This is a genomic window from Pseudaquabacterium pictum (assembly GCF_005403045.1).
Classification (GTDB): domain Bacteria; phylum Pseudomonadota; class Gammaproteobacteria; order Burkholderiales; family Burkholderiaceae_C; genus Pseudaquabacterium; species Pseudaquabacterium pictum.
The window spans coordinates 1-12,547 of record NZ_BJCL01000036.1; the positions used below are offsets into that span (position 1 = coordinate 1).

The following is a 12,547-nucleotide window of genomic DNA, read 5'->3' on the forward strand; positions in this document are numbered from 1 at the left end:
GCGCTGCATGCGGTGATGGTGGCTGGACGAGGACAGTGGGTGACTGGCCGACGCAGGTAAGAGGAAGGAGGGCCGGCAGGCCCGGGGGGACACGGAGTCGGCCAGTTGCCCGCTGGCCTCGGCCTCGTGCAGATCAATGCATGTCCGCAGAGAGCCCGAAGCCGCCCGAGTCCCTACGCCAGATGGGCCGCCGCCAGCAGCTCGCGGGTGTAGGCCTGCTGCGGCGCGTCGAACAGCGCCAGTGTTTCGCCTTCTTCCACCACATCGCCGTTCTTCATCACCATCACCCGATGGGCCATCGCGCGGATCACCGCGAGGTCGTGGCTGATGAAGATGTAGCTCAGCCCGTGGCGCTGCTGCAGCTCGGCCAGCAGGGCCAGCACCTGCTGCTGCACCGACACGTCCAGGGCCGAGGTGGGTTCGTCCAGCACCAGGATCTCGGGCTCCAGCACCACCGCGCGGGCGATGGCGATGCGCTGGCGCTGGCCGCCGGAGAATTCATGCGGGTAACGCTGCAGCACGCCGTGGATGCCGCGTGCGGCCGACAAGCCCACCTCGTCCAGCATGGCCAGCACCTTGGCCTCGCGCTCGGTCGCGCTCAGCTGCGGCTGGTGCAGGGCCAGGCCCTCGCCGACGATCTGGCCCACGGTCATGCGCGGCGACAGCGAAGCAAATGGATCCTGCAGCACCACCTGCATGCGCTTGCGCATCGCGCGCAGCGTGCTGCGGTCGGCGTTGTCCAGCCGGGTGCCATCGAGCGTGACCGTGCCGCCGGCCAGCGGCTGCAGCGCCAGCAGGGCCATGCCCAGCGTCGTCTTGCCCGAGCCGGATTCACCGACGATGCCCAGCGTCTCGCCCCGCCGCAGCTGCAGCGTGGCCTGCTTGACGGCCCGGAACTGCCGCTTGCTGAACCAGCCGGTCGGGATGGCGAACTGCACCTCGGCCTGCTGCACATCCACCAGCACCGGCGCATCGGCGGCCAGCGGCTGCACCACCCGCTGCGGCCGGGTGGCCAGCAGGCGTTTCGTGTAGGCGTGCTGCGGGTTGGCGAACACGGCCGCCGTCTCGCCGGTTTCCACCAGCTGGCCACGCTCCATCACGCCCACGCGGTGGGTGAAGCGCTGCACCAGGTTCAGGTCATGGGTGATGAACAGCAGGGCCATGCCCATCTCGGCCTGCAGTTCATCCAGCAGGGCCAGGATCTGGGCCTGGATGGTGACGTCCAGCGCGGTGGTCGGCTCGTCGCAGATCAGCAGGCGCGGCCGGCAGGCCAGCGCCATGGCGATCATCGCGCGCTGGCGCTGGCCGCCCGACAGCTCATGCGGATAGGCATCGACCCGGCGCTCCGGCTCGGGGATGCCGGTGCGCGCCAGCAGCTCGATGGCGCGGGCGCGGGCGGCATTGGGGCGCAGCGCCTCGTGCAGCTCCAGCACCTCGCCGATCTGGTTGCCCACGGTGTACAGCGGGTTCAGCGCAGTCATCGGCTCCTGGAAGATCATGCCGATGCTGGCGCCGCGCAGGCCGCGCATCTGCCGCTCGGTCTGCGTCATCAGGTCGGTGCCGTCGAAGCGGATGGCGCCGGTGCTGGTGGCGGCATCGACCAGGCGCAGCACGCTCAGCGCGGTGATGCTCTTGCCCGAGCCCGATTCACCGACCAGGGCGAACTTCTCGCCGGCGGCGATGGAGAAGGACACATCGTTGACGACCGTGGCGGCGCCGAAGCGCACGCTCAGGTGGTCGACTTCCAGCAAGGCTGGCATTTCAGGACTTTCTCGTGTCGAAGGCGTCGCGCAGGGCGTCGCCGATGAAGGTCAGCAGCAGCATCGTCACCGTCAGCAGCAGGAAGGTGGGCACGATGATCCACCACGCATCCAGGTTGGCCTTGCCCTGCTGCAGCAGCTGGCCCAGGCTGGGCACGCTGGCCGGCACGCCCAGGCCCAGGAAATCGAGCGAGGTCAGTGCCAGGATGGCCGCGCTCATGCGGAACGGCAGGAAGGTGATCACCGGCGTGAGCGAATTCGGCAGCACATGGCGCCAGATGATCTGGCCGTTGGACAAGCCCAGCGCCCGGGCGGCCTTGACGAACTCGAGGTTGCGGTTGCGCAGGAACTCGGCGCGCACATAGTCCGACAGGCCCATCCAGCCCCACAGGCTCAGCAGCAGCAGCAGCAGCAGCAGGCTGGGGTCGAAGATGGACGCGAAGATGATCAGCAGGTACAGCTCGGGGATGGCGCCCCAGATCTCGATCAGCCGCTGCAGCGTCAGGTCGATGCGGCCGCCGAAGTAGCCCATCAGCGCGCCCATGGCCACGCCGATGATGGTGCCGGTGACGGTGAGCGCCAGCGCGAACCAAATGCTGACCCGGAAGCCGTAGACCAGCCGCGCGAGCATGTCGCGGCCCTGGCTGTCGGTGCCCAGCCAGTTCTCGGCGCTGGGTGTGGCCGGCGGCGGCAGCTTGGCGAAGTAGTCGGTCGACGTGGCCGAGTGCGGGTTGGGCGCGCCGATGGCCCAGTTGCCGGGCTGCGCCAGCAGCTGGGTGATGAACGGGTCCTTCCAGTCGGTGGGGGTGATGAAGTCACCCCCCAGCGACTGTTCGCTCGGGTTGTCGACGATCGGGAAGATCAGCTGGCCGTCGATGCGGGCCACGTAGGGCAGATCATTGCTGACCAGCTCGGCCAGCGTGGTGACCACCAGCAGCGCGATGAACAGCCACAGCGAGGCATGGCCCAGCCGGTTGCGGCGGAATCGTGCCCAGGCACGCTGGTTGGGCGAGGTGCCGCGCGCGGCGCGCAGGGCCTCGTCGCTGCGGGTGGGGTTGGCGCTGCCGCCGGCGCCGGCGGCCAGGTCGGGGCTGCTCATTTCGCCACGCTCCCGAACTGCACACGCGGGTCGACCACGCGGTAGAGCAGGTCGCTCACCAGCTTGACCACCAGGCCGATCAGGGTGAACAGGTACAGCGAGCCCAGCACGACCGGGTAGTCGCGCCGGATCACCGCCTCGTAGCCCAGCAGGCCCAGGCCGTCCAGGCTGAACAGCGTCTCGATCAGCACGCTGCCGGCGAAGAAGGCGCCGACGAAGGCCGCCGGAAAGCCGGTGACCAGCGGGATCAGCGCGTTGCGGAAGATGTGCTTGTAGAGCACCCGCTGCTGCGACAGGCCCTTGGCCCGGGCCACCAGCACATACTGCTTGCGGATCTCCTCGACGAAGGTGTTCTTGGTCAGCATGGTGGTGACGGCGAAGGCGCCGATGGTCAGGCAGATCAGCGGCAGGGTCAGGTGCCAGAAGTAGTCGGCGATGCGCGCCGGCCAGGCCATCTCTTCCCAGTTGTCGCTGGTCAGGCCGCGCAGCGGGAACCAGTCGTAGAAGGTGCCGCCGGCAAACAGCACGATCAGCAGGATGCCCAGCACGAAGCCCGGGATCGCATAGCCGGTGAGCACCAGCAGGGTGGTGACGGTGTCGAAGCGGCTGCCCTCGCGCACCGCCTTGGCGATGCCCAGCGGCACGCTCACCAGGTAGGCCAGCAGGAAGCTCCACAGCCCCAGGCTGACGGACACCGGCAACTTCTCCTTGATCAGCTCCCACACGTCCTTGTTGTGCATGAAGCTGCGGCCCAGGTCGAACTGGGCGAAGTTCACCAGCATCTCCCAGTAGCGCACATGCACCGGCTTGTCGAAGCCGTAGAGCTTCTTCAGCTCCTCGATCTGCTTCTTGTCCAGGTCCTTGCCGGCACGGTAGCCGTCGCCGCCGGCATCGGCCCCGGCGCGGGCTTCGGCCAGGATCTGTTCCACCGGCCCGCCGGGCACGAACTGCATCACGATGAAGGTGATGGTCAGCGCGCCCAGCAGCGTGGGCACCATCAGCAGGATGCGCTTGAGGATGTAGACGAACATGGTGTCAGCGCCTCATTCCTTGAACGCGGGGATGGGGGCCTGGCTGGGCGCCAGCGCCTTGTCCCACCAGGTCATCAGCGGCCAGGGCTGGCTGTAGATCTCGATCATCGTGTCAATGTCCATGTAGCTGGCCTGGACTGCGGGGATGCCGAAGCGGTTCCAGTACGACACGTTCTGGTTGCGCGAGTACAGCATCGGGATGCCGGTGTGGCCCCACATCACCACCCGGTCGAGTGCTCGGGCGGCCGTCTTCAGCTCGTCCATGGTGCTGGCCTTGGCGATGCGCTCGATCAGGCTGTCGACCAGCTTGCTCTGCACGCCGCGGTAGTTGGAGCCGCCTTCCTTGGTGGCCGAGGCGCTGCCGTACAGGCTGCCCAGCTGGCCAGCATCGGGCAGGGTGAACTTGGGCTCGACGACGATGATCATGTCGTAGTCGAAGGTGTTGATGCGCCGGCGGTACAGCGCGAAGTCGACCAGCCGTTCGCTGTACTCGATGCCCAGCTTCTTCAGGTTGCGGGCGAACTCGGGCAGGCGGCCGGTCTGCTGCGGCTCCAGCATCTCCAGCGTGAGCTTTTCGCCGGCGGCATTGCGCAGCCAGCCGTCCGGGCCGGGCTTCCAGCCGGCCTCGGCCAGCAACTCCTGGGCGCGGCGCAGGCTGTCGCGCAGGGCATTGGGGCTGGCGCTGTAGCGCGGCACCTTGAACGGCGGGCCGAAGACCTGCGGCGGCAACTCGGCCCGGTGGGGTTCCAGCAGCGCCAGTTCGGCCGGGCTGGGTGTGCCCTGGGCGGCGAACTCGGTGTTGTTGAACAGGCTGTCGCTGGCGTCGAAAGTGCCGTAGCGGTTGTACTTGTCGAAGTCGTAGGCCCGGGCGATGGCCTCGCGCACCCGGATGTCCTGGTACTTGGGCCGCCGCGTGTTCAGCTGCATGGCCTGCGGCAGGCTGCCGGTGCTGGTGCGGAAGGTCTGCTTGGCGATGCGCCCGCTCTCCCACTTGGGGCCACGGTGGCTGCGCGCCCACTGGCTGGCGCGGTACTCCTTGTAGAGGTCGAACTCGCCGGCCTTGAAGCCCTCGCGCCGCACGTCCTGGTCCTTGTACATGCGGTAGACCACGCGGTCGAAATTCCAGAAGCCGCGGCGCACCGGCAGGTCCTTGGCCCAGTAGTCGTCGCGGCGTTTCAGCTCCAGCTGGCGCGGCATTTGGAACTTGTCGATCACATACGGCCCGGTGGTGATGGGCATGTCGGTCACGATCTCGTCGAACTTCTTGCCGGCACCCCACTTGGCGGAGAACACCGGCAGTTCGGCGGTGGAGAACACGGCGTCCAGACCGGGCTCCTTCAGTTCGAAGCGCACGGTGCGGGCATCCACCGCCACCGCCCGGGCGATGCCCGCCAGCGGCACGGTGTACTCGGGCGAGGCCTGCGGACTGGTCATCAGGTTGAAGCTGTGCACCACGTCGGCCGCGGTCACCGGGTCGCCGTTGGAGAAGCGGGCCTTGGGATGGATGCGCCAGCTGACGGCCGCCATGTCGGGCGCCACCAGGATCTCCTCGCCGACCAGGCCATACACCGCCTTGGGCTCGTCCATCGCGACGAAGCCCAGGGTCTCGAAGATGTGGATGCGCATCGCCGCCGGCGCCACACCCTTGATGGTGTAGGGGTTCCACTTGTCAAAGCTGGAACGGCGGTCGGGGTTGCTGAGGTTCAGCGTGCCGCCCTTGGGCGCCTGCGGGTTGGCGTAGGCGAAGTGCGTGAAGCCGCGCGGGTACTTGGGGGGCTGGAAGGCGGAAATCGCATGCTCCCAGCTGCCGGTGACCACCGGCGCTGCCAGGGCGGCCGCCTGGGCCAGCAACAGCGAGAACAGCAAGGCCACCGCGTGGCGGAAGAAGGATCGGCAGGAGAGCATCGTGATCGGCACCAGGGCCTGGGAAAGCGGCGCCATCATCAGCGCATCACCCCGGTGCGGCAATCGGGGTTGACGCCCGGGGCATGCAAGCAAGGGGCCAGCACAACCAAGCGGGCGCTGTGGAACCGGCTTTGCCGGGCCACTGGGGCCGCCCCCTGGGGGGAGTGCCGCAGGCGCTTCGGGGGTCAGTGTCTGAAATGCCGTGTGCCGGTGAACACCATGGCCACGCCGCGCTCGTTGGCGGCGGCGATGACCTCGGCATCACGCATCGAGCCGCCGGGCTGGATGACGCAGCTGGCGCCTTCGTCGATCACCACGTCCAGCCCGTCACGGAACGGGAAGAAGGCATCGCTGGCCACCGCGCTGCCGGTCAGCGACAGGTCGGCATGGCCGGCCTTGATGCGGGCGATGCGGGCTGAATCAATGCGGCTCATCTGGCCGGCACCCACGCCCAGCGTCATGCCGCCGCCGCAGAACACGATGGCATTGCTCTTGACGAACTTGGCCACCTTCCAGGCGAACAGCAGGTCGGCCATCTGCTGCGGCGTGGGCTGCAGCGTGGTCACCACCTTCAGCTCGGCCGGGGCCACGTTCTTGCTGTCGGCGCTCTGCAGCAGCAGGCCGCCGCCCACCCGCTTGAAGTCCATCGCATTGCCGCCCGGCGCCAGCGGCACCTCCAGCAGGCGCAGGTTGGGCTTGGCCGCCAGCATCTCGCGGGCCTCGGGCGTCACCGCGGGGGCCAGCGCCACTTCCACGAATTGCTTGGCGGCGTTGATCGCGGCCACCACCTCGGCGTCGAGCGGGCGGTTCAGTGCCAGGATGCCGCCGTAGGCGCTGGTCGGGTCGGTCTTCAGCGCCTTCAGGTAGGCCTCCACCGCGCTTTTGCCCACCGCCACGCCGCAGGGGTTGGCATGCTTGACGATGACGCAGGCGGGCTCGTCGAAGGTCTTCACGCATTCCCAGGCCGCATCGGCATCGGCGATGTTGTTGAACGACAGCTCCTTGCCCTGCAGCTGCACCCACTGCGCCAGCGTGCCGGCGGCGGGCTTCAGTTCACGGTAGAAGGCGGCGCTCTGGTGCGGGTTCTCGCCGTAGCGCATGTCCTGCGTCTTGACCAGCTGCAGGTTGTAGACCGACGGGTAGGCGGCGCGCTGCGGCACGGCGGCGGGGCGCTCCTCGGCGCCGGGCTCCAGTGCGCTCAGGTAGTTGGTGATCATGCCGTCGTAGGCGGCGGTGTGCGCGTACACCTTGCGCGCCAGGCTGAACTTGGTGGCGCGGCTCAGGCCGCCGGCATCCAGTTCGGCCAGCACCTGCGGGTAGTCGGTGGGGTCGATCACCACGCCCACGTCGGCCCAGTTCTTGGCCGCGGCACGCAGCATGGCCGGGCCGCCGATGTCGATGTTCTCGATCGCGTCCTCCAGCGTGCAGTCGGGCCGGGCGGTGGCCTGGGCGAAGGGGTAGAGGTTGATCACCAGCAGGTCGATGGTGCCGATGCCGTGCTCGGCGAGGGCCGCCATGTGGGCCGGCACGTCGCGCCGGGCCAGCAGGCCGCCGTGGATGCGCGGGTGCAGGGTCTTCACCCGGCCGTCCAGCATCTCGGGGAAGCCGGTCACCTCGGCCACCTCGGTCACCGGCAGGCCGGCATCGGCCAGCAGCCGGGCGGTGCCGCCGGTGGACAGCAGCTTCACGCCGCGCGCATGCAGCGCGCTGGCCAGATCGAGGATGCCGGTCTTGTCGGACACGGACAGCAGGGCAGTGGTCATGGGATGGTCTTCAGACGGATACGGGATTCGGGAGGCGAAAAGCCGATCAGGGGATCAGCTTGTGGTCGAGCAGCTTGCGGCGCAGGGTGTTGCGGTTGATGCCCAGCCATTCGGCGGCCTTGCTCTGGTTGCCATCGGCGTGCTTCATCACCACCTCGAGCATCGGCTTCTCCACCGTGCCGATCACCATGTCGTGCACGGCATGGGGCTCGGTGCCGCGCAGGTCCTTGAAGTACTGCTCCAGACTGTCGCGGATGCAGTCCTCGATCTTCTTCTTGGTCATGCTTGCAAGGCCATCAGGCCGTCGTTGGCTGCATCGTCGGCGGGCAGCAGGTGGTGGTCCAGGGCCAGGTGGTCGAAGTAGGCGGTCACCGCGTCCACCTGTGCGCGGGCATCGTCGAGGCGGTTCATCGCCTGGCGGAAGGCCTCGCCGCCGGGCAGGCCACGCACCGCCCAGCCGATGTGCTTGCGCGCGCTGCGCACGCCGGTGAATTCGCCGTACAGGCCGTAGTGCTGCTGCAGGTGGTCGACCAGCCAGCGCTGCACATCCAGCGTGGGCGGCGGTGGCAGGGCGTGGCCGGTGGCCAGTTCATGCGCGATCTCGCGGAAGATCCAGGGCCGGCCCATCGCGGCGCGGCCGATCATCAGCGCATCGGCGCCGGTGCGTTGCAGCACCAGGCGGGACTTGGCGGCGCTGGTGATGTCGCCATTGGCCACCACCGGCACCCGCACCGCGGCCTTCACCGCGGCGATGGTGTCGTACTCGGCGCAGCCGGTGTAGCCCTGCTCGCGGGTGCGGCCGTGCACCGTCAGCATGGCCACGCCGGCGCTTTCGGCCGCGCGCGCCAGCACCACCGCGTTGCGCTCGGCATCGCACCAGCCGGTGCGCATCTTCAGGGTGACCGGCACGCCACGCGGCGCGCACACGGCCACCACCGCCTCGACGATGGCGATGGCCAGCGGCTCGTCACGCATCAGCGCCGAGCCCGCCCATTTGGTGCACACCTTCTTGGCCGGGCAGCCCATGTTGATGTCGATGATCTGGGCGCCGCGGTCGATGTTGTAGGCCGCGGCCTCGGCCATCATCGGCGCATCGGTGCCGGCGATCTGCACCGCGATCGGGCCCGGCTCGCCGGTGTGGTCGGCGCGGCGGCTGGTCTTCAGCGAGGCCCACAGGTCCTTGCGCGAGGTCACCATCTCGCTGACCGCGTAGCCTGCCCCCAGGCTGCGGCACAGCTGGCGGAACGGCCGGTCGGTCACCCCCGCCATGGGGGCGACGAACAGCCGGTTCGGCAGCACGAAGGGGCCGAGTTGCATGGGGTGTGAGGGGGGTGGTGGCGCAGCCGGGGGCTGCTGAAAAAGGAGGCAGAGTATAGCCGCGGCGCCGGCTCCTTCCGGCCGCCTCGGGCCTGCCTATGATCGGCGAGAATGGAAGCCTGGATCCACGCCCAGCTGGGCGCATTGCTGGCCTTGCTGACCCTGCCGGAGGTGGGGCTCAGCACGGTGTTCGTGGTCTCGCTGGTGTCGGCCACGCTGCTGCCGCTGGGCTCCGAGCCGGCGGTCTTCGGCCTGGTCAAGCTCAACCCGGCGCTGTTCTGGCCGGCCGTGGGCGTGGCCACGCTGGGCAACACCCTGGGCGGGGCCATCAGCTGGTGGATGGGCTATGGCGCCGAGCGCGCCTACGAGCGGGTCACCCACCGCAGCGGTGAACTGCGCGCCATCAGCTGGCTGCGCCGCTTTGGTGCCAAGGCCTGCCTGCTCTCGTGGCTGCCGGGCGTGGGTGATCCGCTGTGCGCCGTGGCCGGCTGGCTGCGCCTGCCGTTCTGGCCCTGCGTGGCCTACATGGCGGTGGGCAAGTGCCTGCGCTACATCACCATGACCGCGGCTCTGCTGTGGCTGTTCCCGTCCGCCGGGGGGTGAGCCGTCCGGGTCAATCCTTCCTCCGGGTGGATCGCCGCTGCCGCGGCGGCTTGCAGAATCAGCGCCTGTACCGATTGCTGCCGGCCCGCCGCCGGCCTGCGCCATGGCCTCATCCACACCCGCCTATGACCAGCTGGCCCGCAGCTTCACCCGGCTGCACCACCTGGACCACCTGCAGTCCATCGCCTACTGGGACCAGGCGGCGGTGATGCCCGCTGGCGGTGCCGAGGCCCGCGCCGGCGCGCTGGCCGAGGTGGCCACGCTGATGCACCAGGCCCGCACCGACCCCGCGCTGGCGCAGGCCTTGTCCGCCGCCGCCGGCGAGCCGCTGGATGACTTCCAGCGCGCCAACCTGCGCGAGATGGGCCGGGAGTGGCGTGCTGCCAATGCCCTGCCCGAGGCCCTGGTGCAGCGCAGCCAGCTGGCCACATCGCGCTGCGAGCATGCCTGGCGCCAGCAGCGTCCGGCCAATGACTGGGCGGGCTTCCTCGACAACTTCCGCGCCGTGGTGGACACGGCGCGCGAGCAGGCACAGCGCCTGTCGCAGCAGGCCGGCGTGCGCCCCTACGACGCGCTGATGGACCGCTTTGAGCCCGGCATGACCTGCGCCCGGCTCGACCCGCTGTTCGCCGACCTGCGCACCTGGCTGCCCGGCCTGGTGCAGCAGGTGCGGGCCCGCCAGCGACAGGACGTGGTGCTGCAGCCGCAGGGCCCGTTCCCGGTGGAGGCGCAGCGTGCGCTGTGCGTGCAGGTCATGCAGTGGCTGCAGTTCGACTTCAACGCCGGGCGGCTGGATGTCAGCACCCATCCGTTTGCCGGCGGCGTGCCCGAAGACGTGCGGCTGACCACCCGCTACGAAACCGGCGAGTTCATCACCAGCCTGCTGGGCGCCATCCACGAGACCGGCCACGGCCGCTACGAGCAGGGCCGCCCGCGTGCCTGGCTGGGCCAGCCGGTGTCGCAGGCGCGCAGCATGGCCATCCACGAGAGCCAGAGCCTGAGCTTCGAGATGCAGCTGGCCCGCCATCCCGGCTTCCTGGCACGGCTGGCGCCGATGATCCGCCAGGCCTTTGGCGACCAGCCGGCGTTTGCGCCCGACAACCTGCTGCGCCTGGTCACCCGGGTGCAGCCCGGTCTGATCCGGGTGGATGCCGACGAACTGACCTATGCCGCCCATGTGATGCTGCGCTACGACATCGAGCGCCGGCTGATCGAGGGCGAGATCGCGCCCGACGACATCCCGGCGCTGTGGGATGCCGGCATGGCCGAGTTGCTGGGCCTGGACACCCGCGGCAACTTCAGCGATGGCCCGCTGCAGGATGTGCACTGGCCCGAGGCGATGTTCGGCTACTTCCCCTGCTACACGCTGGGCGCGATGTATGCCGCGCAGTGGTTTGCGGCGATGCGGCGGGATCTGCCGGGGCTGGACGCCGGCATCGATGCGGGCGATCTGGCGCCGCTGTTCGGCTGGCTGCAACAGCACATCTGGCAGCAGGCCAGCCGCTGGACCACCGATGAGCTGGCGGTGCGCGCCAGCGGCGAGGTGCTGAACCCGGCGCACTACCGGGCGCACCTCGAAGCACGCTACCTGGGCTGATGCGGCGCGCCGGGCGCCTGCCCGGCGGCGCTGCGGTGGCTCAGCCTGCGCGCGTCGCGCGCCGCCGCGGTGCGGTGGCCGGTGCTGCCGCTGCCGCCTCCGGGGCGGCGGCCTTCTTGCGCGCAGCGCGGGCGGCCGGCTTCGGCGGTGCGGCCTGCACCACATCCTTCAGCGCCTTGCCCGGCTTGAACTTCGGGCGCTTGGCGGCCTTCGGTGCTTCCTCGCCCTTCAGCGCCGCCACCGCGGCTTCCAGGGCGGCCACGCGGTCGACCAGCGCCGCCAGGTCCTTGGCGGCGGGCACGCCCAGCTTGCCCAGCGCCCGGGCGGTGCGCTCCTCGAAGATCGACTCCAGCTTGTCCCACTGGGCATTGGCCTTGCTGCCCACCTCGCCGGCCATGGCCGACATCTTGCCGGCCACGTCGCCCAGCTTTTCCTCGGCCACCGCCTGGGTCTTGCGCTGCAGGCTCACGCCTTCCTTGATCAGCGTGTCGAAGACCTTGCCACCTTCGCCCTGGGCCTTGGCGAACGCGCCCAGGCCGGCCAGCCAGATCTGCTGCGCCGAATCCTTGACGGTCTGCGCCAGCTGGCTGTCGAGCAGGCCGGCAGGTGCAGCTGCCTTCTTCTCGGCCATCTTCTGAAGTCTCTTCACCATGGGAACTCCTGGGGGATGTGGTCGCGGCGCATGCGGTGCGCAGCCGGCCACAGTGTAGGCAGGCCGGATCGAGCCGTCTGCCTAATCAACAGGGCCGGCGCACCGGGGTTTTCACGGGCTGCCGAAGGCGCGGGCTATCCTGCCGGTCATGTACGTGTCCTTCTTCGGCCTGCAGCACCCGCCGTTCTCGATCGCGCCCGACCCGCGCTACCTGTACATGAGCGAGCGCCACCGCGAGGCGCTGGCCCATCTGCTGTACGGCGTGCAGGCCGGCGGCGGCTTCGTGCTGCTGACCGGTGAGATCGGCGCCGGCAAGACCACCGTGTGCCGCTGCTTCCTGGAGCAGGTGCCCGCCGGCTGCCAGGTGGGCTACATCGTCAACCCCAAGCTCAGCGTCGGCGAGCTGCTGCAGACGGTGGCCGAGGAGTTCGGCATCCCGCCGCTGCCCGGCGCCGCGGCCGGCAGTGCCACCGTCAAGGCCTGGGTCGACGCGCTGAACCAGCATCTGCTCGCCGCCCATGCCCAGGGCCGCCACTGCGTGCTGATCATCGACGAGGCGCAGCACCTGTCGGCCGAGGTGCTGGAGCAGCTGCGCCTGCTGACCAACCTGGAGACGCATGAGCGCAAGCTGCTGCAGATCATCCTGATCGGCCAGCCCGAGTTGCGCAGCCAGCTCGCTGCGCCGGGCATGGAGCAGCTGGCGCAGCGGGTGATCGCCCGCTACCACCTGCAGGCCCTCAGTGCTGCCGAGACCGTGGCCTACGTGGCCCACCGGCTGGCGGTGGCCGGGCTGGCCGGCGCCAACCCGTTCGACGCCGGC

General features: G+C 69.5%; 11 protein-coding genes. 3 read left to right on the top strand and 8 right to left on the bottom strand.

From position 1 onward, the window contains the following. Window positions 1-173 precede the first annotated feature (173 nt). The 7 genes from FFT10_RS27285 to dusB all read right to left on the bottom strand — a co-directional run bounded on the left by FFT10_RS27285 (window position 174) and on the right by dusB (window position 8,875). A complete protein-coding gene (locus FFT10_RS27285) occupies window positions 174-1,760 on the bottom strand; it encodes an ABC transporter ATP-binding protein (protein ID WP_137736047.1) in 1,587 nt (528 codons plus the stop codon). Window position 1,761: 1 nt separating this feature from the next. After that, window positions 1,762-2,859, bottom strand: a complete 1,098-nt coding sequence (locus FFT10_RS27290) for an ABC transporter permease (protein WP_137736048.1) — start codon at window positions 2,857-2,859, stop codon at window positions 1,762-1,764. Beyond that, on the bottom strand, window positions 2,856-3,890 hold the full coding sequence (locus FFT10_RS27295) for a microcin C ABC transporter permease YejB (RefSeq protein WP_137736049.1): 1,035 nt from the start codon (window positions 3,888-3,890) through the stop codon (window positions 2,856-2,858). Before FFT10_RS27295 ends, FFT10_RS27290 begins: the two co-directional genes overlap by 4 nt. Before the next feature lie 12 nt (window positions 3,891-3,902). Continuing rightward, the gene (locus tag FFT10_RS27300; RefSeq protein WP_137736050.1) at window positions 3,903-5,834 is read right to left on the bottom strand and encodes an extracellular solute-binding protein; all 1,932 of its coding nucleotides are present in this window, start codon (window positions 5,832-5,834) and stop codon (window positions 3,903-3,905) included. 146 nt (window positions 5,835-5,980) lie between these two features. Next, window positions 5,981-7,558, bottom strand: coding sequence for a bifunctional phosphoribosylaminoimidazolecarboxamide formyltransferase/IMP cyclohydrolase (purH, locus tag FFT10_RS27305; protein ID WP_137736051.1), 1,578 nt, complete (start codon window positions 7,556-7,558; stop codon window positions 5,981-5,983). A gap of 46 nt (window positions 7,559-7,604) precedes the next feature. Continuing rightward, the gene (locus FFT10_RS27310; protein WP_137736052.1) at window positions 7,605-7,841 is read right to left on the bottom strand and encodes a Fis family transcriptional regulator; all 237 of its coding nucleotides are present in this window, start codon (window positions 7,839-7,841) and stop codon (window positions 7,605-7,607) included. Beyond that, entirely contained in the window at window positions 7,838-8,875 is a 1,038-nt protein-coding gene (gene dusB, locus FFT10_RS27315) for a tRNA dihydrouridine synthase DusB (RefSeq protein WP_137736053.1), read from the bottom strand. Before dusB ends, FFT10_RS27310 begins: the two co-directional genes overlap by 4 nt. Window positions 8,876-8,986: 111 nt before the next feature. On the opposite strand from dusB, the gene FFT10_RS27320 reads away from it, so the two are divergent. After that, window positions 8,987-9,478 (top strand): YqaA family protein, encoded by a 492-nt coding sequence (locus FFT10_RS27320; protein WP_137736054.1) that lies wholly within the window; start codon window positions 8,987-8,989, stop codon window positions 9,476-9,478. A 103-nt stretch (window positions 9,479-9,581) separates the two neighbouring features. Beyond that, window positions 9,582-11,075: a carboxypeptidase M32 gene (locus tag FFT10_RS27325; RefSeq protein WP_137736055.1), complete on the top strand. Its 1,494-nt coding sequence runs from the start codon at window positions 9,582-9,584 to the stop codon at window positions 11,073-11,075. Between the two features lie 40 nt (window positions 11,076-11,115). Here FFT10_RS27325 and FFT10_RS27330 read toward each other — a convergent pair whose 3' ends face one another. Then, on the bottom strand, window positions 11,116-11,727 hold the full coding sequence (locus FFT10_RS27330) for a phasin family protein (RefSeq protein ID WP_137736056.1): 612 nt from the start codon (window positions 11,725-11,727) through the stop codon (window positions 11,116-11,118). A 148-nt stretch (window positions 11,728-11,875) separates the two neighbouring features. Between FFT10_RS27330 and FFT10_RS27335 the strand changes: the two genes are divergently transcribed. Further along, window positions 11,876-12,547: ExeA family protein (locus tag FFT10_RS27335; protein ID WP_137736057.1), on the top strand; the 672-nt coding region annotated here is incomplete at its 3' end.

Excerpts from the sequence above, each read along its gene's own strand:
- FFT10_RS27285 (WP_137736047.1), bottom strand. The coding sequence starts at position 1,760 with ATGCCAGCCTTGCTGGAAGTCGACCACCTGAGCGTGCGCTTCGGCGCC.
- FFT10_RS27290 (WP_137736048.1), bottom strand. The coding sequence starts at position 2,859 with ATGAGCAGCCCCGACCTGGCCGCCGGCGCCGGCGGCAGCGCCAACCCC.
- FFT10_RS27295 (WP_137736049.1), bottom strand. The coding sequence starts at position 3,890 with ATGTTCGTCTACATCCTCAAGCGCATCCTGCTGATGGTGCCCACGCTG.
- FFT10_RS27300 (WP_137736050.1), bottom strand. The coding sequence starts at position 5,834 with ATGATGGCGCCGCTTTCCCAGGCCCTGGTGCCGATCACGATGCTCTCC.
- purH (WP_137736051.1), bottom strand. The coding sequence starts at position 7,558 with ATGACCACTGCCCTGCTGTCCGTGTCCGACAAGACCGGCATCCTCGAT.
- FFT10_RS27310 (WP_137736052.1), bottom strand. The coding sequence starts at position 7,841 with ATGACCAAGAAGAAGATCGAGGACTGCATCCGCGACAGTCTGGAGCAG.
- dusB (WP_137736053.1), bottom strand. The coding sequence starts at position 8,875 with ATGCAACTCGGCCCCTTCGTGCTGCCGAACCGGCTGTTCGTCGCCCCC.
- FFT10_RS27320 (WP_137736054.1), top strand. The coding sequence starts at position 8,987 with ATGGAAGCCTGGATCCACGCCCAGCTGGGCGCATTGCTGGCCTTGCTG.
- FFT10_RS27325 (WP_137736055.1), top strand. The coding sequence starts at position 9,582 with ATGGCCTCATCCACACCCGCCTATGACCAGCTGGCCCGCAGCTTCACC.
- FFT10_RS27330 (WP_137736056.1), bottom strand. The coding sequence starts at position 11,727 with ATGGTGAAGAGACTTCAGAAGATGGCCGAGAAGAAGGCAGCTGCACCT.